We start from the raw sequence: 21,113 nt of genomic DNA on the forward strand, positions 1-21,113 counted from the left end.
TGTGGAAAGCTTAACAACTATGTTAGCTCATTTTTCTATCCTGCTTAGCCTCCTCCTGATCGTGACCAGTTCGCGCGGGTAGGCTGTGGAAGAAAAATAACCACACCAATTTCTAAGAACCCGCATGAGAATGCGGGTTTTTTTATATCTAAATACTGGAAGTAAACGATTCACTTGCGCAAAAGTGCAGAAATCAGGAAGGAAGCAAACATGAACGATCAGGTCATTATATTCGACACCACATTGCGTGATGGCGAGCAAGCGTTGTCAGCAAGCTTGACGGTTAAAGAAAAACTGCAGATTGCCTATGCGCTGGAAAGACTCGGCGTTGATGTTATCGAAGCTGGCTTCCCAATCTCTTCACCAGGTGATTTCGAGTCAGTACAAACCATCGCAAAAAACATAAAAAACAGTCGAGTTTGTGCCCTTTCGCGTGCCGTTGCGAAAGACATTGATGCTGCCGCTGAAGCATTAAAAGTGGCTGACCAATTCCGTATTCACACGTTTTTAGCCACTTCCACCATTCACGTAGAAGACAAACTACGCCGCAGCTACGACGATGTACTAGAAATGGCAGTCAACGCCGTTAAACATGCACGTAACTACACTGATGATGTCGAGTTTTCTTGTGAAGATGCTGGTCGTACTCCAATCGACAACCTATGTCGCATGGTAGAAGCCGCCATCAATGCAGGTGCGAGTACAATCAACATTCCAGATACCGTTGGCTACACCGTACCAAGTGAGTTTGGTGGGATTATTGAAACCCTATTTAACCGCGTTCCGAACATTGATAAAGCGATCATCTCCGTTCACTGTCACGACGATTTGGGGATGTCAGTTGCCAACTCTATTGCCGCCGTTCAAGCTGGCGCACGTCAGATAGAAGGCACGATCAATGGCATTGGAGAGCGAGCGGGTAACTGTTCACTTGAAGAGATCGCAATGATCATCAAGACTCGTCAAGAGTTTTTGGGCGTTCACACTGGCATTAAGCATGATGAAATTCACCGCACCAGTAAGTTGGTTAGCCAGCTATGCAATATGCCTATTCAAAGCAACAAAGCAATTGTGGGTGCAAATGCGTTTAGCCACTCTTCAGGCATCCACCAAGATGGCATGTTGAAGAATAAGAATACCTACGAAATCATGACCCCTGAGTCTATTGGCCTAAAAAACCAAGCTCTGAACCTAACCAGCCGCAGCGGTCGCGCTGCCGTGAAGAGCCATATGGATACCATGGGTTACAACGAAGACGAGTACAACCTAGACGCGCTGTATGCGGATTTCTTGAAACTTGCTGATCGCAAAGGCCAAGTGTTCGATTACGACCTAGAAGCCCTAATGCACTTCTCGAACTTGCGTGAAGAAGATGACTTCTACAAATTGAGCTACCTAAGCGTGCAGTCTGGCAGCGTAATGGCTACCACCAGCATCAAAATGCAATGCGGTGATGAAGAAATGTGTGAAGCAGCGGTCGGTAATGGCCCAGTTGATGCGCTATACCAATGTATCTACCGCGTGACAGGCTACGACATCGTTCTGGATAAATTCGACCTAACCGCGAAAGGTGAAGGTGAAGATGGTTTGGGTCAAGCAGACATCATTGCCAACTACAAAGGTCGCAAATACCACGGTACGGGTGTTTCCACCGACATCGTTGAGGCTTCCGGCCAAGCATTATTGCACGTTATTAACAGCATTCATCGTGCAGATAAAATCGAAGAAATGAAGCAGAAAAAGATTGCGACTGTGTAATAACAACCGGGCTACACGGCTCAGGAAAGAACACGCTCGTTGAAATAATTAAGCTCAAAATTAGAAAACTTAAAGGATTAACATGACAGACAAATCGTACAAAATTGCCGTCCTACCCGGTGACGGCATTGGCCCGGAAGTAATGGCGCAGGCACATAAAGTATTGGATGCAATCGAAAAGAAACATGGTATTGCGTTTGAGCGTGACGAGCATGATGTCGGTGGTATCGCGATCGACAACCACGGTTGCCCACTTCCAGAGAGCACAATAAAAGCATGTGAAGAGTCTGATGCAGTCCTATTCGGCTCGGTTGGCGGCCCTAAGTGGGAGCACTTACCACCAAACGACCAACCTGAACGTGGTGCCCTACTTCCACTACGCAAACACTTCCAACTGTTCTGTAACTTACGTCCAGCGCAAATTCACTCAGGTCTTGAAGCTTTCTCACCGCTACGTGCAGACATCTCGGGTCGCGGCTTTGACATCGTGGTAGTCCGTGAACTGACGGGTGGTATCTACTTCGGCCAACCGAAAGGTCGTGAAGGTGAAGGCGCAACAGAAAAAGCATTTGATACTGAGGTGTACCACCGCTTTGAGATCGAACGTATTGCAAAAATCGCTTTTGACTCTGCTCGTCTACGTCGCAAGAAAGTGTGCTCTATCGACAAAGCGAACGTTCTACAAAGCTCTATCTTATGGCGTGAAGTAGTCGAAGAAATCGCAAAAGACTACCCAGATGTCGAGTTGTCACACATGTACATTGATAACGCGACTATGCAGCTTATCAAAGACCCTGCTCAGTTCGACGTAATGCTGTGTTCAAACATCTTCGGCGACATCATTTCTGATGAATGTGCGATGATCACAGGCTCTATGGGTATGTTGCCATCAGCAAGTCTAAACGAAAGCAAATTCGGTCTGTACGAGCCAGCAGGTGGCAGTGCACCAGATATCGCAGGTAAGAACATCGCTAACCCTGTGGCACAAATCCTGTCTGCGGCACTGATGCTACGTTATAGCCTAGGTGAGGAAACGGCGGCACAAGACATCGAAACGGCAGTTTCAAAAGCGCTATCAGCGGGGGAACTAACGGGTGACCTTGCTGGTGACAACCCAGCACTTTCGACGTCTGAGATGGGCGATAAGATCGCTGAGTACGTCTTAAACTCTTAATACAAAACAGATTCATAATAAATACTAAATCCTCGGTCAACCAATGGCTTTCCTCTAAGTCATTGGTGCAATAGCAAGGCAGCAAGCCCATGTATATTAAGGCGTTTAGTTCGCTAAATAAGCTAAATAACTGGATAAACGGGTGTCGCTAACGCAGTTATTGCGGCAACGGCGATGAGGAAAGGAAGCAAACAATGGGCAAAACATTATACGAAAAAGTCTACGACGCACACGTTGCCGTCGCAGCAGAAGGGGAAAACCCAATCTTGTACATCGACCGTCACTTGGTACACGAAGTGACGTCTCCGCAAGCATTTGACGGCTTGCGTGAAAAAGGTCGTAAAGTGCGTCAGGTCAGCAAAACTTTTGCCACCATGGACCACAACGTTTCGACAACCACCAAAGACATCAACGCATCGGGTGAGATGGCTCGTATCCAGATGGAAACGCTATCGAAAAACTGTGAAGAGTTTGGCGTTACGCTTTACGACATCAACCATAAATACCAAGGTATTGTGCATGTTATGGGCCCAGAGCTTGGTATTACCCTACCGGGCATGACCATTGTTTGTGGTGACTCGCACACGGCTACACACGGTGCATTCGGCTCTCTCGCTTTTGGTATTGGTACATCAGAAGTTGAGCACGTATTAGCAACTCAAACGCTAAAACAAGCGCGCGCCAAAACGATGAAGATCGAAGTAAAAGGCAAAGTGGCTCCGGGTATCACGGCGAAAGATATCGTGCTAGCAATCATCGGTGAAACTACAGCAGCTGGCGGTACAGGCTACGTGGTTGAATTCTGTGGTGAAGCGATCACTGACCTTTCAATGGAAGGCCGCATGACCGTATGTAACATGGCGATAGAGCTAGGTGCGAAAGCCGGTTTGATTGCGCCAGATGAAACCACGTTCGAATACATCAAAGGCCGTAAATTCTCACCTCAAGGTGCCGACTTTGATGCAGCAGTAGAATACTGGAAGACATTAAAAACTGACGATGATGCTCAGTTTGATGCAGTCGTGACGCTAAACGCAGCAGACATTAAACCACAAGTCACTTGGGGTACTAACCCAGGCCAAGTGATCGCGGTAGATCAACCTATCCCAGCACCAGAAAGCTTTGCCGACCCAGTAGAAAAGGCATCGGCAGAAAAAGCATTGGCTTACATGGGCCTAGAGGCAGGCAAGTCATTGTCTGATTACAACGTCGATAAAGTCTTCGTTGGTTCTTGTACTAACTCACGTATCGAAGACATGCGCGCAGCCGCTGAAGTAGCGAAAGGTCGCAAAGTCGCGCCTCACGTTCAAGCGCTGATCGTTCCTGGCTCTGAGCAAGTAAAAGCGCAAGCAGAAGCGGAAGGCTTGGACGTTATCTTTAAAGAAGCGGGCTTTGAGTGGCGCCTACCAGGTTGCTCGATGTGTCTAGCAATGAACAATGACCGTTTGGGCCCACATGAACGTTGTGCGTCTACTTCAAACCGTAACTTTGAAGGCCGCCAAGGTCGTGATGGCCGTACCCACCTAGTGAGCCCTGCGATGGCAGCGGCAGCAGCAATTGCTGGTCACTTTGTAGATATTCGTGAACTAGACTAAGGAGCAAACCAATGTCAGGCTTTAAACAACACACAGGCTTAGTTGTTCCTCTAGATGCAGCGAACGTTGATACTGATGCCATCATTCCAAAGCAGTTCCTACAAAAGGTCTCCCGCCTAGGGTTTGGTAAGCACCTATTCCATGACTGGCGCTTCCTAGACGATGCTGGCGAACAGCCAAATCCAGAGTTCGTGATGAACGCACCTCGCTACCAAGGCGCGTCTATCTTGCTGGCTCGTGAAAACTTCGGCTGTGGCTCATCTCGTGAGCACGCACCGTGGGCACTAGCGGATTACGGCATCAAAGCGATGATCGCACCAAGCTTTGCCGATATTTTTTACGGCAACTCGATCAACAACCAAATGGTGCCAGTTCGTTTGACTGAACAAGAAGTGGATGAAATCTTCCAGTTTGTTGAGGCAAATGAAGGTGCAGAAGTCGAGGTCGACCTAGAAGCGAATGTCGTTCGTGCCAACGGCAAAGAATATGGTTTTGAAATCGATTCGTTCCGTCGTCATTGCTTGCTAAACGGTTTGGACAACATTGGCCTAACCCTTCAACACGAAGATAAGATTGCTGAGTACGAAGCGAATATTCCAAGCTTCTTGCGTTAAGACGCGTTAGTAAATACACAAATCAAGGGCTGGCAATTGTCGGCCCTTGATTTGTTTTGGGTGACTGATCTCATATCGCTTTGCTTACAGAATACCGAACGCCTCTGTTGAAATTCGTCATCCTGAACAGCGACGAAGGAGCGTGATTCAGGATCGACTACCAGAGCGCACTGTACAGATTCATACTGTCTTTACTCAAGAGTTTGTGGGTATTAGATTCCTGATATCGCTTATGCTCCTCGGAATGACAGCGAATAAAGGCCACTGATTACTGAAAGAAAACAAGCACTAAACTGGTCTACACTATCAACAATATCTCATTCAAAGGTATCTCTATGAAGCGTCTGTTATTGCTGTTGTGTGCTCTGGTTTCTTTCTCGACATTGTCCGCGCCTAAATCCGACTTATGGCCATATTGGAAACAATCGAATCAAGCCAACCAAACCCAAATTTCTCATCAAGAATGGCAACAACTGCTCGATACTTATTTAGTTGAACAAGGCGAGAATACCTTGTTTCGTTATAGCCAAGTCTCCTCTGTCGATAAAACTAAGCTGAAACAATACATCCAGCGTTTGGCAAAACTAGACCCTCTACAATACAACCAAGCAGAGCAATATGCCTATTGGGTAAACCTTTACAACGCCATCACGGTAGATCTTATTTTGGATAACTATCCAGTCGAATCAATCACCAAGCTAGGTGGTTTATTTAGCTTTGGTCCTTGGGGAGACGATGTGGTCGTGGTCAATGGGAAGGATCTAACTTTAAACGATATTGAACATCGAATTTTGCGTCCAATTTGGAATGACCCAAGAACGCATTACGCGGTTAACTGTGCCAGCCTAGGATGCCCTAATCTGCAATCTCAAGCATTCACTGCTGACAACACGCAAGCTCTACTGGATAGTGCCGCCAAAACATTTATCAACAGCAGCAAAGGCGTATCTATCCAAGGTAACACGGCACAGCTGTCTTCTATTTATGATTGGTTTGCAACGGACTTTGGTGGAGAAAAACAAATCTTCAAACACATCGCAAAGTACGCACCGCAATACAAAAACTTCTCTGGCAAAGTGAAATACGAATACGATTGGGACTTGAATCAAGCCAACTAAACTGGGGGATGTGAGGTCAATTAGCATTAGGGACATAATAGGCCAAAAGCTAAAGACACCGGCAACTCAAAGACTAAGACATGAAAAAAAAGGGCACTGAGTGCCCTTTTTTACATCCAAATGTTTGATAGAAAACGTCCGACTACTTAAAGCCTTTAACCTTCTTAATAAGATCGTAAGCGTTTTGAATCTCTTGAGATTTCTCTTTCGCGACGTTCATCATCTCTGGTGGTAAGCCTTTAGCCATCAATTTGTCCGGGTGATGCTCGTTCATCAGTTTACGATAAGCACGCTTAACGGTTTTACTGTCTGCATCTGAAGACACATCCAGAATTTTGTACGCGTCGGCCAACTGATCCGCTTGTGAAGCTTGTTGCCAGCTACCACCTGAAGATTGGCCTTGATGCTGACCATGAAAACCGCCCTGGCTTTGGAAACGAAATGCGGCTTCTTGCATTTGCAAACGACGCTCTAATTGCTCAGAAGAGAAACCCAAACCACGTGCAATCTTGTGTAGTACATTTCGTTCACTCGGGTGGATCGAGCCATCTGCAAAGGCCGCCGAGATTTGCAGCTCTAAGAAAAATTGCAACAAGTCAAAGCGACCAGCTGTCGAAATTTTCACACGAACAAGAACATCTTCTAACGGAAAGTCGCTGTCTTTACCTTCACGAAACGCGTCTTGCGCTGCGCGACGCTGTTCGCCATGCAAATTCATGCGGTCCATCATGGCTGAAGCCAGTTGGATTTCCTCTTTGGTGACTTGGCCTTTCGCTTTTGCCACATGTCCCATTACCGCAAACGCCGCTTTAAAAAACTCTTCTTGGCGCTGAGCTTGACTTGGCCCTTTTCCAAAGCCGCCAGTAGAGAACCCGGCTTGACTCAAGCGACGTGCTTTATCGAATTGATGGCCAATAAATAAGCCAAAGAGTAAACCTAGCGGCCCGCCAAGTAACAAGCCAAAAAAGGCACCCAGAATTTTGCCAAAAATATGCATTATGTGTTCTCTATCAATGAATTTTTATCGACGACGGCGGTCTTATAGTGCCGGATGCAACGATTTCCTTTATGATAATGGAATTAGTTTTATTTCGGCTAGGCCATTTCGCCTGCTTATCTTTGCAGCTATTTTGTCGTCATTATGCCACAGTGAATCAATACGCTGGGATAAATGCGACTATAGTTGATTCATTTGGCTATTACGCTAGGGTACAACAAGCCCTATAGCCATCGAGTAGTAGTGACACAGGAAAGTTCAATTCAATGCAACATTTCTCCCGCACATTTTTAGCGGCCTCTATCAGCACCGCCTTGTTTGTACCCACCACTCAAGCTGAAGCGAATATCCATGATAGTGTGCAGGAAATGCCCGCCACAGATCAATGTTTGGTCGATACAAGTGGCGAGGAGGACGCTCTTAATACCCCAGTAGTGGTAGAAGCTGACACCCTGCAAGCCATCAATGGTGACAAAGCTCAGTACTCAGGTAATGTACAAGTCACCCAAGGCCAGAAGAAAATTACCGCAGATAGCGTAACGCTGCACCAACAAGACAACGTCGTGGTTGCCGAAGGCAACGTGACTTTCAATGACGGCCAAGTCAAAGCTCGATCTGATCGTGTTACTAACGACATTAATCAAGATACGTTTTCACTTGAGAACACCGATTATCAGTTCCTTTGCCAACAAGGCCGAGGCACTGCAGCCTATATAGCTCGCACAGGTCAGTCGGTTTATGAACTCGAAGACGGCTCTATCACATCGTGCCCTCAAGGCGATAATTCATGGCGATTGGTTGCGTCAGGCATCGATGTTGACCAAGATGAAGAGACAGCGACGCTGCACCATCCTCGATTTGAAGTGTTAGATGTGCCTGTTTTCTATGTGCCGTATCTAACCATGCCAATTGGAGATACGCGTAAAACGGGTTTCCTCTTCCCTTCTTTATCGTACGGTTCTAGTGATGGTATGGAAGTCGAGGTGCCATTCTATTGGAACATCGCGCCTCAATATGACATGACACTCACCACGCTCTATATGCAGCAACGTGGTACAAAACTCGATACTGACTTCCGCTACCTAACAGATGGTTGGGGAAATGGAGAAATCAAAGGCGAATACCTCAATAGTGATCGCAAATATCAGGACGAGTCTCGTTGGGGCTACCAAGTTAAACACGACGGTATCATCAATAAACAGTGGATAGTCAAAGTCGATTACTCAAAAGTGAGTGATATTGATTACTTCCTCGATCTCGACTCCGACATTGGTAACCGTGAAGATGGTCAACTGGTTCAAGAAGGACAAGTACAATATCGTTCTGACTTCTGGGATGCCTCGTTAACCGTTCGTGACTTCCAAATCTTATTGAAAGAAGAGAACCGCCCTTATCGCCTGCTTCCTCAGTTAGACTTGAACTACTACACGCCGTTGTGGGGAGATTACCTTAACTTTGACGTGAAGAGCCAAGTCAGCCGCTTCGATACGAGCGATGCTGCGCGACCAAATGCGACCCGTGTTCACATTGAACCAGGGCTTACATTACCACTCTCAAACTCATGGGCAACGTGGACAACAGAAGCGCGTGTGCTCTCTACGTATTACTCTCAAGACTTAACGGGTTTGACAGATGTAAACTTGCAAAACCAGTTGGATGATGAAGTTTCTCGTGTTATTCCTGAGTTCCGTACGCATGCGCAACTTTACTTAGAGCGAGATACAAGCTGGATCAAGGGCTACACACAAACACTGGAGCCTCAGCTGCAGTACTTGTACGTACCTGAAGAAGATCAAACCAACATCTACAACTACGATACCACCTTGCTACAAACCGACTACTACGGGCTATTCCGCAGTCGTAAGTACAGTGGCATTGATAAAATCGCCTCGGCGAACCAGTTAAGCTACGGTGCGAGTACTCGCTTCTTTGATGATGACTATAAAGAGCGTCTTAACGTTTCATTTGGTCAGATTTACTACTTCGATAAAAAGACCAAACTGAGCAACAGCCCAAATCTTCCGGATGAGACCACCAATTACTCATCATGGGCGATTGAAGCTGATTTCAACTACAACGATTACTTGTTCTATCACGGTGGAATTCAATACGATATTGATTTGAGCTCCATGCAGTTGGCAAACAGTACCTTGGAATACCAATTCAACGGCGGCTTTATTCAGGGTAACTATCGCTACGTTACGCGTGAATACATCGAAGATACGATCATTCTCGAAAACCTAGACACAATTACTCGTAAAGGTATTTCTCAAGCAGGTATTGTAGCGGCCTACGAGTTCAACCCGAACTGGTCTGCGAGTGGTCAATACTACTACGACCTCAATGAAAATGCGGACCTAGAATGGTTAGCGAGCCTACGTTACCAATCTGACTGTTGGTACATTGGCGTCACTTACTCAAACCAATTGCTTGGTTGGGAAGACCAAGCTATCGGCAGCACCGGGGCATCACCTGAATACGAAAATAACTTCAGCGTTAACTTCGGTATTCAAGGCTTTGCGACCAACCAGCGTGAAGACACTGCTGTCAAAGAACTGGATGGTTCTGACAACGCGATTAAGTACGGCCGCCCATTCTATCTGAACAATTAATCAAAATAGGCGTCTTAAATGAATAAGACGCCTATTCAAAAATACTGACGGAATTTTAAATGAAAATTTGGAAATCAATCTTATTCACGACCCTACTCTCTTGCGGAGCGGTTGCAGCACCAGTAGAGATCGATAAGGTTGCGGTCATCGTGAATGACGGTGTAGTTCTACAAAGCGACATCGAAACAGCGATGAAAACGCTGCAAGCCAACGCTCGTCAAAGTGGAAAGAGCTTACCTTCTACCAGCGTGTTAAAAGAACAAGTCGTTGAAAAACTTATCATTGATACGTTGCAAGGCCAAGAAGCAGACCGTATTGGTGTGCGTATTGACGACAACCGTTTAAACCAAGCGATTGCAGAGATCGCACGTAATAATGAGCAATCGGTAGAACAACTCGCTGCTTCTGTAGAAAGTGAAGGTTTAAGTTACCCAGAATTCCGCGAACAAATTCGTAAGGAAATCGCCGCATCAGAAGCTCGCAATGCACTGGTTCGTCGCCGTATTAATATCCTTCCAGCAGAGGTCGATAGCCTTGCTGAGCAACTATCACAAGAAACCAATGCGACTGTTCAATACAAAATTGGACACATTCAACTGCGCTTCTCTGACGATAAAGAAAAATCTGCTGTAGAAGCAGAAGCTAAAGCGCTCGCGAAAAAGCTAAACGAAGGTGCAGATTTTACGGAGATGGCCTACACCTACTCTAAAGGTCCTAAAGCTTTACAAGGTGGTGATTGGGGCTGGATGCGTAAAGAAGAGATGCCAACCATCTTTGCTGATCAGATCAAGATGCAAAACAAAGGCAGCATTATTGGTCCTTTCCGTAGTGGCGTTGGTTTCCACATCCTAAAAATAGAGGATGTAAAAGGCCTAGAAACGGTTGCGGTAACGGAAGTAAATGCGCGTCATATTTTGATTAAACCAACCGTGATTCTGAGCGACGAAGGGGCGAAGAAGCAACTGAATGAATTTGTACGCCGCATCAAAGCCGGTGAAGCAACGTTCGCTCAATTGGCAACACAATACAGTCAAGATCCTGGCTCGGCAGCACAAGACGGTGAACTAGGTTATCAAACACCAGATCTTTACGTGCCAGAATTCAAGCACCAAGTAGAAACTCTGCCAGTTGGCTCAATCAGCGAACCGTTCAAAACCGTTCACGGCTGGCATATCGTTGAAGTGTTGGATCGTCGCCAAGTTGACCGCACTGACTCAGCGATGAAGAACAAAGCTTACCGTATTCTATTTAACCGTAAATTTAATGAAGAAGCGGGCGCATGGATGCAAGAGCTACGCGCAAGTGCGTTTGTTGAAATCGTGGATGACAACAATGACAACTAATACAATTCGTAGAATTGTCGTAACCGCAGGGGAACCTGCGGGTATCGGCCCAGACTTAGTGCTTGCCCTATCGAAAGAAGATTGGGCGCACCAAATTGTCGTCTGTGCCGATAAGAATATGCTGACGGAGCGAGCCAAGCAGCTTGACATCGAAGTCCAACTGTCTGATTACAATCCAGAAGAAGCACCTAAAGCACAAAAAGCGGGCACGCTTATCGTTGACCATATCCAAATATCGGAACCTGCGGTCGCAGGCGAGCTCAATGAAGCGAATGGCCACTATGTACTAAAAACGCTAGAAAGAGCGGCTTTAGGCTGTATGAATGATGAATTTGATGCTATTGTCACCGGCCCTGTTCATAAGGGGGTGATTAATCGCGCAGGTGTTGCATTCAGTGGTCATACTGAATTTTTCGCCGAGAAGTCACAAACGCCGCTAGTCGTAATGATGCTAGCAACGGAAGGACTACGCGTGGCGCTGGTTACAACACATATTCCTTTAGCTTATGTGTCCAAAGCTGTCACCGAAGAGCGATTAGAAAAAATCATCGATATTCTTCATAAAGACCTTGTAGAAAAGTTTGCTATCGCACAACCAAACATCTACGTTTGCGGGCTTAACCCTCATGCTGGCGAAGATGGCTGCTTAGGCCGTGAAGAGATAGAAACCATCACTCCGACACTGGAAAAAATTCGACAAGAAAAAGGTATCAACCTGATCGGCCCTCTGCCGGCTGATACCATTTTCAATGAAAAATATTTAAATGATGCTGATGCTGTTTTAGGCATGTACCATGATCAAGTGTTGCCAGTATTAAAATACAAAGGCTTTGGTCGTTCAGTAAACATTACTCTTGGTCTACCTTTTATTAGAACATCGGTGGACCACGGTACTGCATTAGATCTGGCAGGGACAGGTCAAGCGGATACAGGGAGTTTCCGAACAGCGCTCACGCATGCGATAGATTTGGTAGAGAAGAAACAATGAGAAATGATGTCCATTTAGGACACAAAGCGCGTAAACGTTTTGGTCAAAACTTCCTGAACGATCCATACATTATTGATGGAATCGTATCAGCGATTAACCCAAAACCAGGTCAAAACCTGGTTGAAATCGGTCCTGGTCTTGGTGCAATCACTGAGCCAGTAGGTCGTGAAGTAGATAAGTTCACAGTTATCGAATTAGACCGCGATCTGGCGGAACGCCTACGTACTCACCCTGAACTGGCAGATAAGTTGACCATCCATGAGGGTGACGCTATGCGTTTTGACTTCACTCAACTAGTGAAGCCAAACAACAAGCTGCGCATTTTTGGTAACTTGCCGTACAACATTTCTACACCATTGATGTTCCACCTTTTCGAGTTCCATAAAGACATTCAAGACATGCACTTTATGTTGCAAAAAGAAGTGGTAAACCGCTTAGCCGCCGGCCCTGGCAGCAAAGCTTACGGCCGTTTAACGGTAATGGCTCAGTACTACTGTAAAGTGGTACCGGTACTGGAAGTACCGCCAACGGCATTCGTTCCACCACCGAAAGTGGATTCTGCCGTTGTTCGTTTAGTGCCTTACGAAGAGCTGCCATGCCCGGCGAAAGATCTGCGTTTGCTCGATCGCGTTTGTCGTGAAGGCTTTAACCAACGTCGTAAAACAGTTCGTAACTGCTACAAATCGTTGTTAAGCACAGAAGTACTAGAAGAGCTAGGTGTTAATCCAAGCATGCGTCCAGAGAACCTGACGCTAGAACAATTCGTCGCAATGGCGAACTGGCTTGCTGATAACCCGCAGCACTAAGAACTCAAACAATGAGCCAAACCCTTGTAGGTTTGGCTTATTATTATTGGGATATTACGTTTCTGAGGAGTGCACATGGACGTCATTCAACCTTGCATCAAAATTCAAGTTCACACCAAATACATCGAAGAACAGTCCAACCCAGAGCTACAACGCTACGTTTTCGCTTATATCATCACCATCAAAAACCTTAGCCAGCAAACCGTACAGTTAGTGAGCCGCCGCTGGCTAATCACAGACTCGAATGGCAAGCAAATGACAGTTGAAGGTGACGGAGTGGTAGGCCAGCAGCCCTTTATTCCAAGCAATGATGAATACACGTACAGTAGCGGAACCGCGTTAGAAACCCCTGTCGGCGTTATGCAAGGACACTACAAAATGCTGGATGAGAAAGGGCAAGAGTTCATCACCGAAATCGAACCATTTCGCTTGGCTGTTCCAAATGTTTTAAATTAGTAAATTGGAGATTCAGTGGCTACCTATATTGTTGGTGACATCCAAGGCTGTTTTGATGAATTGCAGCGACTACTAGAAAAAGTATCTTTCTCTGCGAAAAAAGACCAACTTTGGCTTGCTGGTGATTTGGTCGCCAGAGGGCCTAAATCACTAGAAACGTTACGCTTTGTGAAGTCACTTGGCGCAAGCGCAATCGTGGTGCTTGGTAATCACGACCTCCATCTTCTCGCTGTGGCTCACGGGATAAAAAAGGTCAAAGACAAAGATAAAACCGCACCTATTTTCACGGCCCCCGACAAAGAGGAATTACTGACATGGCTAGCTCAGCAACCTCTATTGGCCGAGCATGACGAGTTCGTGATGTGTCACGCTGGCATATCACCGCAGTGGAATCTAAAAACAGCGAGAAAGTGTGCCCGTGAAGTTGAGCGCATCATCCAAAGTGAAGAGCTGCCTTGGCTATTAAAAAACATGTACAGCAATCAACCGGATTCCTGGGATGACTCTCTACAGGGTTTGGACCGATACCGCTATATTATCAATGCTTTTACGCGGATGCGCTTTTGTTTCCCTGATGGTCGTTTGGATATGGATTGTAAATTGCCACCGCAACAAGTTTCCGGTAACGAACTTATTCCATGGTTTGATGTGCCTAAACGTATTCACTTAAATAAAGCGGTGCTCTTTGGGCACTGGGCTGCACTACAAGGCTATATGAACAACGAAGTCATCGGGCTAGATACTGGCTGCGTTTGGGGCGGAAGTCTGACCATGATCCGTTGGGAAGATAAGAAAATTTTCACTCAGGATGCGTTAAGTTAAACACTGAATAACAGTCGATAATCCATAGTAGGAGGAATACCTGTCACTTAACACTTCCTGTAGGGTCATTCCAACGAGCCTTAACGAGACTAGGAATCTAATATCCTCGCGCTGCGAATAGATAGAAATACCTTTGACAACAAGGTACTCGTATAGAGGCTCCTGAATCTCGCTCTTTCGTCGCTTTTCAGGATGACGGTAGGTTGGGGTGGCCGCTCGCTGTTACACGAACGGCATTACCGTATTAACTACGCGGTGTTAATCTCGAATTACTTTTCTAACACAGTAAAGCGCATGTTGTAGGCGTTCTTCTCATCGGCTTGATACATTTCTGAGTAAGTTTCCTTAAACTCGTCTCCCCAATCTGGGAACTGAGTATCACCATCAATGGCCGCTTCAATGTGTGTTACATACAGTTTATTGGCCACAGGCAGACAAGTGGTGTAAATCGCACCACCACCAATGATCATCACTTCTTCCACATCACCTGCGACTTCCAGAGCCTGCTCAATCGATGTTACGGTAGTGACACCTTCGATCTTTAGTGTCTCATCACGGCTAATAACAATATTTAAGCGACCTGGTAAAGGGCGACCAATAGACTCATAGGTTTTGCGTCCCATCACAACCGGTTTTCCCATGGTACAACGCTTAAACCAAGCGAAATCGGCGGGAAGATGCCAAGGCATTTGATTGTCTTTGCCAATGATGCGATTGTCGGCCATCGCGGCAATCATACTAATGATCATGTTAGGTCCTTATACAATTGGTCTGCGGCGATAGAATAACAGCCCCGGAACCGCAAGACCAACTGCTAAACCTGCAATAATAAACATGGCCTTAAGAAAGTTTTCCATACAGGTTGCGACAAGCTCGGGTGAGTAGCCAACATGATTGATTTCTACCATAGCGATCATTGCTTTGTACGCAAACACACCCGGCACCATCGGGATCAAAGCAGCCACAGTAAACACTTTTGGATGCGCGAGAAAACGGTGAGACCAGTACACACCAATCATCCCAACTAACGTCGCAGCAAAAAAGGTTGCCCACTCAATAGGAATGCCAAACTGCATCATCAAGTAGCGGCTACCATGACCAATCGCGCCACCAACAGCGCAATACACTAAGGCTCTTTGTGGCACGTTAAAAACCAATGCAAATCCTACGGCGGGAATCGCCGCAAAAAACATGTCATTCAAAAGGCCAAACATCAAATCAAATAAACTCATTAGATAGCCCACCCCCAAATTCCAGTTACACTCATCGCAGCAACGATCCCCAAACATGTCGCCAACGTTAGTAAACTAGCCATCACAAATCGAGCAATCCCCATATTAATGTGGCCTTTCAACATATCTGCGACAGAGTTAATGAGTGGGAAACCAGGTACAAGCATTAATACTGACGATGCCATTGCTACGGTAGGTAGATTACCGATTTGGTAAATTTCCGCCTGTGCTGAAATTAAGGTGGTCACAAAAGCGGTCGCAGCAAAGTTCAATAGAGGGTTGAAATGACGATGACCAATTTCTTGGCGAACGATCATGCCACCAGCTGAAGCTAAAAAGGTCATAATGAATACTCCCCAATCACCACCAGCTAGATGACTGAATGCCGCACAAGACAAGCCAATCATAAACACCACCAACCAGCGGTTATAACGCTCTGGACTGATAGCGTTCAGCTTTTTCTGCGCCATGGTTGAATCGAGCAAACCACGTTCCATCATGATACAGATTCGTTGAATTTGCGTAATAACGCGCATATTGATGCCACGATCAGCGCAGCTTCGGGTGGTGGTGATGCAATGCCCATCCATTACCGTCGTCACAACCAATGCATTAGCTGATAGTGCTACCGCAACTTCATTCACCCCACAAGCAAGGCCAATACGACGCATAATATCGCTCACAAGAGTACTTTCAGCACCATGAGCAAGTAGCATTTGTCCGGCTTGGGCGACAAGACGAGAAATCGATCGTTGAGTAGATACCGCCAACTCTCTAGGCGGTATGGTTTCTAGAGTCATAAATAAGTCTAATTCCTTTTAGGGTGTTACTCATTCATACGCGCGAGGGCCAAACTAACCCTCAAAAAAACACGACGTATCAGTTATTGTGCCGTAAATCACATCACCTAAATATGATTTAGATACAAAAAAAGCCGCAATAAATAATTGCGGCTTAATGAATTATAGGCAAACAGGCATTGTTTGACCGTTCTGATTAGTCACGAACGTAGACAACGTGACCGTCATCTTCTTCATCGTCCCAGTCATCCCAATCGTCGTCGTCATCTTCAGTGATAACGTCTTTACCCGCCATCGCATCTTTATGGTAATCATCCCACATGAAGTTAACTTTATCTTCTTCAGCCACTTCTTCCTCTTCGCGAGGTAGGTTATCCATAAAGTCAGCCAGTTTGTAACAAAGCTCTTTAGTACCGTTACGATTGATCGCCGAGATCTTAAAGTACTCGTCTTCCCAACCTAGTGCGTCTAAGATTTCTTGGATCTTCTCATTCGCTTCTTCTTCAGGCATTAGATCAACTTTGTTGAACACTAACCAGCGCGGCTTACTTGCCAGTTTTTCGCTGTATTGTTCTAGTTCATCAATGATCGTCAATGCATTTTGCACCGGATCGGACTGATCAATTGGCATAATATCGATCATGTGCAGCAACACTCGACAACGCTCTAAGTGCTTCAAGAATCGAATACCAAGGCCAGCGCCATCTGCTGCACCCTCGATCAAACCAGGGATGTCTGCAACAACAAAACTTTTCTCTGGTACGACACTTACGACACCCAAGCTTGGGATCAAAGTCGTGAATGGGTAATCAGCGACTTTCGGTTTTGCTGCTGATACTGCGCGGATAAAGGTTGATTTACCAGCATTAGGTAGACCAAGCATACCCACATCAGCAAGAAGCAATAGCTCAAGGCGAATTTCGCGTACTTCACCCTTTGTACCCAATGTTCTCTGACGAGGCGCGCGGTTTACTGAAGATTTGAAACGCGTGTTACCTAGACCGTGCCAACCGCCTTTTGCGATCATCACTTTCTTACCGTGTTCAGCAACTTCCGCCACGATTTCATTTGTGTGGATATCCACAGCGCGCGTACCCACAGGTACACGAAGAACAATGTCTTTACCACGCTTACCTGTACAGTTACCACCGCGACCGTTTTCACCACGCTCAGCTTCGTAGAAGCGCTGGAAACGGTAATCAATCAGGGTATTTAGGTTTTCATCAGCTTGGATATAAACATCACCACCGTCACCGCCATCACCGCCATCAGGGCCACCTTTAGTGATGAATTTTTCACGCCAGAAACTGACAACGCCACTACCGCCATCACCAGCCTGAACTTTTACTACCGCTTCATCTACGAACTTCATCTTTTACTCCGACTACTTCGTGCGTGGATTAAATCTTACTATGTCATCCGACAATTTTAGCAGATGACAGATCTAAGCTCCCAGATTCAAATCGCTTAGGATCTTAGCGAGAAACTTCGATATGTCGACTGCCACAAATAAAAAACCCCGCCGATTCGGCAGGGCTTTTGAATTCAGCTTAAAGCTATTAAGTAATTTGGTTAAAAACCTAATTACTCAGCTTCGATGCTTACAAACTTACGGTTCTTAGGACCTTTCACTTCGAACTTCACTTTACCTTCAGTAAGAGCGAATAGAGTGTGGTCTTTACCGATACCTACGTTGTTACCAGCGTGGAACTTAGTACCACGTTGACGAACGATGATGTTACCTGCAAGTACAGATTCACCACCGAAACGCTTAACACCTAGACGTTTGCTTTCTGAATCGCGGCCGTTACGAGTAGAACCACCAGCTTTTTTGTGTGCCATTGTTAAACTCTCCTAATAGATTAAGCGTTGATACCAGTGATCTTCACTTCAGTGAACCACTGACGGTGACCCTGTTGCTTACGAGAGTGCTTACGACGACGGAACTTAACGATTTTAACTTTATCGCCACGACCGTGTTGTACAACTTCAGCAACAATTTTGCCGCCCTCTACAAGAGGAGCACCAACTTTGATGTCTTCGCCGTTAGCAACAAGAAGAACTTTATCAAATTCTACAGTTGCACCAGTTTCAACGTCTAATTTCTCTAAACGAAGAGTTTGACCTTCGCTTACACGGTGTTGTTTACCACCAGATTGGAAAACAGCGTACATATTTTACTCCGCTTTTTCCGCACAGCCTTTCTTGAGGGTGTGCGCTAAACTAATCATCAATAGGGCGCAGATTCTACAGAATAGATGCTCCTATGACAAGCCATATTTTGAAAAAATTGGCGAAAAGCTAATCGCCAAAGAAAAGTGCGGCAATCATGCCCTTTAGTAATGTATTAATCAACGTTTTTTAGTGTATTATTCAACAATTATATAAATCGAATAAGCCTTGCAGGGTCTAACTTCAGCCGGATATACGATGGATTTTAAAACTATCCAAGCGCTTACTGCCGATGACATGGCAAAAGTGAATGAAACAATTCAAGCCCAACTTAATTCTGATGTCTCTTTAATCAACCAGCTCGGTTTTTATATCGTGAGTGGTGGAGGCAAACGTCTAAGACCGCTTTTAGCGATACTGTCAGCCCGCGCACTTGGTTACCAAGGCAATGGTCATACAATGGCAGCTGCGTTTATTGAGTTCATCCATACAGCGACTTTGCTGCATGATGACGTGGTAGATGAATCAGACATGCGCCGTGGTAAAGCCACTGCGAATGCAGCATTTGGCAATGCGGCTAGCGTATTAGTTGGGGACTTTATCTATACACGCTCATTTCAGATGATGACAGAACTAGGATCCATGAAGATCCTTAAACTAATGAGCAATGCCGTAAACGTGATCGCCGAAGGTGAAGTACAGCAGTTGATGAACTGTAACGACCCTGACACGACAGAAGAAAGCTACATGCAAGTCATCTACTCTAAGACTGCGCGCTTATTTGAATCCGCAACTCAAATCGGTGCAATCTTAAATGATGCTCCTGAGCATGTTGAAATCGCAATGCAAAATTACGGTAAGTATCTAGGCACTGCGTTTCAGCTCATTGATGACGTCATGGATTACACTTCTGATGGCGAAGACATGGGTAAAAATGTGGGTGATGACTTGGCCGAAGGCAAGCCAACTTTACCTCTACTCCATGCTATGCGTAATACCACACCAGAAAACGCCATCATGATTCGTGAAGCGATTGAGAAAGCGAATGGAATGGAGCGCTTAGAAGAAATTCTTGCGGTCATGAAAGAAGCAGGCTCTCTGGAATACACAACGCAAAAAGCTCTAGAAGAAGCAGACAAAGCAATCGCAGAACTATCAGTGTTGCCAGAGTCTGAATACAAACAAGCGCTTGTTACTCTGGCTCATGTCGCTGTACAACGCACGAAGTAATCAATAGCTACCCATAACGCAAGGCTTATAGCTAAAAGGAAGAGCATGCTCTTCCTTTTTTACGTTTGATACCTAATGACGACGCCCCGAGGCGCTAGTAATATCTGTCACTACCGCCATGCAGTTGTGGATCATCTTCTATTTCATCAAAGCTAACGGCGAGCTGCTGTTCAGTCCCTTGTTTGGACAATAATACTGTCTCTGCTTCATGATCGACCACTAATATCGTACCGACGCCTTGTTGGCACTCAACAACCATGCCTTTACGGATTCGACTCGCTTCCATCATCTTCTCCTTCACTACGTGGTTTTATTCGACCATTTTTACGAAGTTGAGAAATCAAGGATCAAAAAAGCCGATCAAAATGATCGGCTTTCTTCTTATATAGGCTTTCTAGATTACTTTGCGAATTCAACACCAATGTTGATGTCGCCATTTAGTGTTTCTAGCATACCGTCTAATGCAGACTTTTCGTAATCGCTGAGTTTGCCGTAGCTTAGTACTTCTTCAACGCCTTCTTTACCCAGTTTCACAGGTTGCGCGAAGTAAGTCGCGTGTTCGCCGTCGCCTTCAACGTAAGCGCACTCAACTACGCCTTCTTCACCTTGAAGAGCACGAACCAGAGACAGACCAAAGCGACATGCAGCTTGGCCCATTGATAGTGTTGCACTACCACCACCCGCTTTAGCTTCTACAACTTCAGTACCTGCATTTTGAATACGTTTCGTTAATGCTTCTACTTCTTCAGCTGTAAACTCAACACCTTCTACTTGAGACAGTAGAGGTAAGATCGTTACGCCAGAGTGACCACCAATAACTGGCACGCGAACGTCACCTGGATCTTTGTCTTTAAGCTCAGCAACAAACGTTTCTGAACGGATAACATCCAACGTTGTTACACCAAATAGACGACGCTTATCATAAACACCCGCTTTTTTAAGAACTTCAGCAGCAATTGGCACTGTTGTATTTACAGGGTTTGTGATGATACCAACACAAGCTTTCGGACAAACAACCGCAATCTTCTCCGCTAGCGATTTAACGATACCAGCGTTTACATTAAATAGATCCGCACGATCCATACCTGGCTTACGCGCAACACCAGCAGAAATTAGCACAACATCCGCGCCTTCTAGTGCTGGAGTAGGATCTTCACCAGCGTAACCTTTGATAGAAACTGGCGTAGGGATGTGGCTAAGATCAGCGGCCACACCAGGAGTTACTGGAGCAATATCATATAGGGCTAGATCAGAACCAGCAGGAAGACGGTTCTTAAGTAGAAGGGCCAGGGCTTGACCGATGCCACCAGCGGCACCAATAACGGCTACTTTCATGTAGTTCTCCTTGAGAGTATTTCTCTTATAAACGTATTCGTAGGGTAGTTTGTAACCAACT

The 21,113-nt window shown here is 45.8% G+C and carries 21 protein-coding genes; 12 read left to right on the top strand and 9 right to left on the bottom strand.

Going from position 1 to position 21,113, the window contains the following annotated elements:
* Positions 1-210 precede the first annotated feature (210 nt).
* The 5 genes from leuA to R7E51_RS22805 all read left to right on the top strand — a co-directional run bounded on the left by leuA (position 211) and on the right by R7E51_RS22805 (position 6,259).
* On the top strand, positions 211-1,758 hold the full coding sequence (leuA, locus tag R7E51_RS22785) for a 2-isopropylmalate synthase (RefSeq protein ID WP_005379685.1): 1,548 nt from the start codon (positions 211-213) through the stop codon (positions 1,756-1,758).
* 82 nt (positions 1,759-1,840) lie between these two features.
* Positions 1,841-2,932: a 3-isopropylmalate dehydrogenase gene (leuB, locus tag R7E51_RS22790; protein WP_017820268.1), complete on the top strand. Its 1,092-nt coding sequence runs from the start codon at positions 1,841-1,843 to the stop codon at positions 2,930-2,932.
* 194 nt (positions 2,933-3,126) lie between these two features.
* Entirely contained in the window at positions 3,127-4,527 is a 1,401-nt protein-coding gene (gene leuC / locus R7E51_RS22795) for a 3-isopropylmalate dehydratase large subunit (protein ID WP_005379681.1), read from the top strand.
* Positions 4,528-4,538: 11 nt separating this feature from the next.
* Positions 4,539-5,141: a 3-isopropylmalate dehydratase small subunit gene (gene leuD / locus R7E51_RS22800; RefSeq protein WP_005383071.1), complete on the top strand. Its 603-nt coding sequence runs from the start codon at positions 4,539-4,541 to the stop codon at positions 5,139-5,141.
* 335 nt (positions 5,142-5,476) lie between these two features.
* Positions 5,477-6,259, top strand: a complete 783-nt coding sequence (locus R7E51_RS22805; protein WP_005383074.1) for a DUF547 domain-containing protein — start codon at positions 5,477-5,479, stop codon at positions 6,257-6,259.
* Between the two features lie 142 nt (positions 6,260-6,401).
* Here R7E51_RS22805 and djlA read toward each other — a convergent pair whose 3' ends face one another.
* Positions 6,402-7,256 carry a co-chaperone DjlA gene (gene djlA / locus R7E51_RS22810; RefSeq protein ID WP_005383076.1) on the bottom strand — a complete coding sequence of 285 codons (855 nt, stop codon included), beginning with the start codon at positions 7,254-7,256 and terminating at the stop codon, positions 6,402-6,404.
* Between the two features lie 266 nt (positions 7,257-7,522).
* On the opposite strand from djlA, the gene lptD reads away from it, so the two are divergent.
* The 6 genes from lptD (at position 7,523) to apaH (ending at position 14,283) form a co-directional block, all read left to right on the top strand.
* On the top strand, positions 7,523-9,868 hold the full coding sequence (gene lptD / locus R7E51_RS22815; RefSeq protein ID WP_005379673.1) for an LPS assembly protein LptD: 2,346 nt from the start codon (positions 7,523-7,525) through the stop codon (positions 9,866-9,868).
* Between the two features lie 59 nt (positions 9,869-9,927).
* A complete protein-coding gene (surA, locus tag R7E51_RS22820; RefSeq protein ID WP_005379672.1) occupies positions 9,928-11,211 on the top strand; it encodes a peptidylprolyl isomerase SurA in 1,284 nt (427 codons plus the stop codon).
* Positions 11,201-12,199: a 4-hydroxythreonine-4-phosphate dehydrogenase PdxA gene (gene pdxA / locus R7E51_RS22825; RefSeq protein WP_206958331.1), complete on the top strand. Its 999-nt coding sequence runs from the start codon at positions 11,201-11,203 to the stop codon at positions 12,197-12,199. The genes surA and pdxA overlap by 11 nt, the downstream gene beginning before the upstream one ends.
* Positions 12,196-13,005 carry a 16S rRNA (adenine(1518)-N(6)/adenine(1519)-N(6))-dimethyltransferase RsmA gene (gene rsmA / locus R7E51_RS22830; protein ID WP_005379669.1) on the top strand — a complete coding sequence of 270 codons (810 nt, stop codon included), beginning with the start codon at positions 12,196-12,198 and terminating at the stop codon, positions 13,003-13,005. Before pdxA ends, rsmA begins: the two co-directional genes overlap by 4 nt.
* Positions 13,006-13,080: 75 nt before the next feature.
* Complete coding sequence (gene apaG, locus R7E51_RS22835; RefSeq protein WP_005379668.1) at positions 13,081-13,461, top strand: Co2+/Mg2+ efflux protein ApaG; 381 nt, start codon at positions 13,081-13,083, stop codon at positions 13,459-13,461.
* A 15-nt stretch (positions 13,462-13,476) separates the two neighbouring features.
* On the top strand, positions 13,477-14,283 hold the full coding sequence (gene apaH / locus R7E51_RS22840; protein WP_047101938.1) for a bis(5'-nucleosyl)-tetraphosphatase (symmetrical) ApaH: 807 nt from the start codon (positions 13,477-13,479) through the stop codon (positions 14,281-14,283).
* A 269-nt stretch (positions 14,284-14,552) separates the two neighbouring features.
* On the opposite strand, the gene folA is transcribed toward apaH, so the two are convergent.
* The 6 genes from folA to rplU all read right to left on the bottom strand — a co-directional run bounded on the left by folA (position 14,553) and on the right by rplU (position 18,489).
* Positions 14,553-15,032, bottom strand: coding sequence for a type 3 dihydrofolate reductase (gene folA, locus R7E51_RS22845; RefSeq protein ID WP_206958333.1), 480 nt, complete (start codon positions 15,030-15,032; stop codon positions 14,553-14,555).
* 9 nt (positions 15,033-15,041) lie between these two features.
* Positions 15,042-15,515 carry a threonine/serine exporter family protein gene (locus R7E51_RS22850; protein WP_005379665.1) on the bottom strand — a complete coding sequence of 158 codons (474 nt, stop codon included), beginning with the start codon at positions 15,513-15,515 and terminating at the stop codon, positions 15,042-15,044.
* On the bottom strand, positions 15,515-16,315 hold the full coding sequence (locus R7E51_RS22855) for a threonine/serine exporter family protein (RefSeq protein WP_005379664.1): 801 nt from the start codon (positions 16,313-16,315) through the stop codon (positions 15,515-15,517). Before R7E51_RS22855 ends, R7E51_RS22850 begins: the two co-directional genes overlap by 1 nt.
* 196 nt (positions 16,316-16,511) lie before the next feature.
* The gene (gene cgtA, locus R7E51_RS22860) at positions 16,512-17,687 is read right to left on the bottom strand and encodes an Obg family GTPase CgtA (protein ID WP_005383091.1); all 1,176 of its coding nucleotides are present in this window, start codon (positions 17,685-17,687) and stop codon (positions 16,512-16,514) included.
* 212 nt (positions 17,688-17,899) lie between these two features.
* Positions 17,900-18,157 (bottom strand): 50S ribosomal protein L27, encoded by a 258-nt coding sequence (gene rpmA, locus R7E51_RS22865; protein ID WP_005383095.1) that lies wholly within the window; start codon positions 18,155-18,157, stop codon positions 17,900-17,902.
* A gap of 20 nt (positions 18,158-18,177) precedes the next feature.
* Positions 18,178-18,489, bottom strand: coding sequence for a 50S ribosomal protein L21 (gene rplU, locus R7E51_RS22870; protein ID WP_005383096.1), 312 nt, complete (start codon positions 18,487-18,489; stop codon positions 18,178-18,180).
* A 256-nt stretch (positions 18,490-18,745) separates the two neighbouring features.
* Between rplU and ispB the strand changes: the two genes are divergently transcribed.
* Positions 18,746-19,717, top strand: coding sequence for an octaprenyl diphosphate synthase (ispB, locus tag R7E51_RS22875; protein ID WP_064353590.1), 972 nt, complete (start codon positions 18,746-18,748; stop codon positions 19,715-19,717).
* Positions 19,718-19,811: 94 nt separating this feature from the next.
* Here ispB and R7E51_RS22880 read toward each other — a convergent pair whose 3' ends face one another.
* A complete protein-coding gene (locus R7E51_RS22880; protein WP_005379661.1) occupies positions 19,812-20,003 on the bottom strand; it encodes a hypothetical protein in 192 nt (63 codons plus the stop codon).
* Between the two features lie 113 nt (positions 20,004-20,116).
* Positions 20,117-21,052: a malate dehydrogenase gene (mdh, locus tag R7E51_RS22885; RefSeq protein ID WP_005379660.1), complete on the bottom strand. Its 936-nt coding sequence runs from the start codon at positions 21,050-21,052 to the stop codon at positions 20,117-20,119.
* Between the last annotated feature and the right edge of the window lie 61 nt (positions 21,053-21,113).

This window comes from Vibrio sp. Vb1166, from assembly GCF_033338695.1.
Taxonomy (GTDB): Bacteria; Pseudomonadota; Gammaproteobacteria; order Enterobacterales; family Vibrionaceae; genus Vibrio; species Vibrio alginolyticus.

Bases quoted from the DNA above. Each gene is read 5' to 3' on its own strand.
- leuA (WP_005379685.1), top strand. From the start codon at position 211: ATGAACGATCAGGTCATTATATTCGACACCACATTGCGTGATGGCGAG.
- leuB (WP_017820268.1), top strand. From the start codon at position 1,841: ATGACAGACAAATCGTACAAAATTGCCGTCCTACCCGGTGACGGCATT.
- leuC (WP_005379681.1), top strand. From the start codon at position 3,127: ATGGGCAAAACATTATACGAAAAAGTCTACGACGCACACGTTGCCGTC.
- leuD (WP_005383071.1), top strand. From the start codon at position 4,539: ATGTCAGGCTTTAAACAACACACAGGCTTAGTTGTTCCTCTAGATGCA.
- R7E51_RS22805 (WP_005383074.1), top strand. From the start codon at position 5,477: ATGAAGCGTCTGTTATTGCTGTTGTGTGCTCTGGTTTCTTTCTCGACA.
- djlA (WP_005383076.1), bottom strand. From the start codon at position 7,256: ATGCATATTTTTGGCAAAATTCTGGGTGCCTTTTTTGGCTTGTTACTT.
- lptD (WP_005379673.1), top strand. From the start codon at position 7,523: ATGCAACATTTCTCCCGCACATTTTTAGCGGCCTCTATCAGCACCGCC.
- surA (WP_005379672.1), top strand. From the start codon at position 9,928: ATGAAAATTTGGAAATCAATCTTATTCACGACCCTACTCTCTTGCGGA.
- pdxA (WP_206958331.1), top strand. From the start codon at position 11,201: ATGACAACTAATACAATTCGTAGAATTGTCGTAACCGCAGGGGAACCT.
- rsmA (WP_005379669.1), top strand. From the start codon at position 12,196: ATGAGAAATGATGTCCATTTAGGACACAAAGCGCGTAAACGTTTTGGT.
- apaG (WP_005379668.1), top strand. From the start codon at position 13,081: ATGGACGTCATTCAACCTTGCATCAAAATTCAAGTTCACACCAAATAC.
- folA (WP_206958333.1), bottom strand. From the start codon at position 15,032: ATGATCATTAGTATGATTGCCGCGATGGCCGACAATCGCATCATTGGC.
- R7E51_RS22850 (WP_005379665.1), bottom strand. From the start codon at position 15,515: ATGAGTTTATTTGATTTGATGTTTGGCCTTTTGAATGACATGTTTTTT.
- R7E51_RS22855 (WP_005379664.1), bottom strand. From the start codon at position 16,315: ATGACTCTAGAAACCATACCGCCTAGAGAGTTGGCGGTATCTACTCAA.
- cgtA (WP_005383091.1), bottom strand. From the start codon at position 17,687: ATGAAGTTCGTAGATGAAGCGGTAGTAAAAGTTCAGGCTGGTGATGGC.
- rpmA (WP_005383095.1), bottom strand. From the start codon at position 18,157: ATGGCACACAAAAAAGCTGGTGGTTCTACTCGTAACGGCCGCGATTCA.
- rplU (WP_005383096.1), bottom strand. From the start codon at position 18,489: ATGTACGCTGTTTTCCAATCTGGTGGTAAACAACACCGTGTAAGCGAA.
- ispB (WP_064353590.1), top strand. From the start codon at position 18,746: ATGGATTTTAAAACTATCCAAGCGCTTACTGCCGATGACATGGCAAAA.
- R7E51_RS22880 (WP_005379661.1), bottom strand. From the start codon at position 20,003: ATGGAAGCGAGTCGAATCCGTAAAGGCATGGTTGTTGAGTGCCAACAA.
- mdh (WP_005379660.1), bottom strand. From the start codon at position 21,052: ATGAAAGTAGCCGTTATTGGTGCCGCTGGTGGCATCGGTCAAGCCCTG.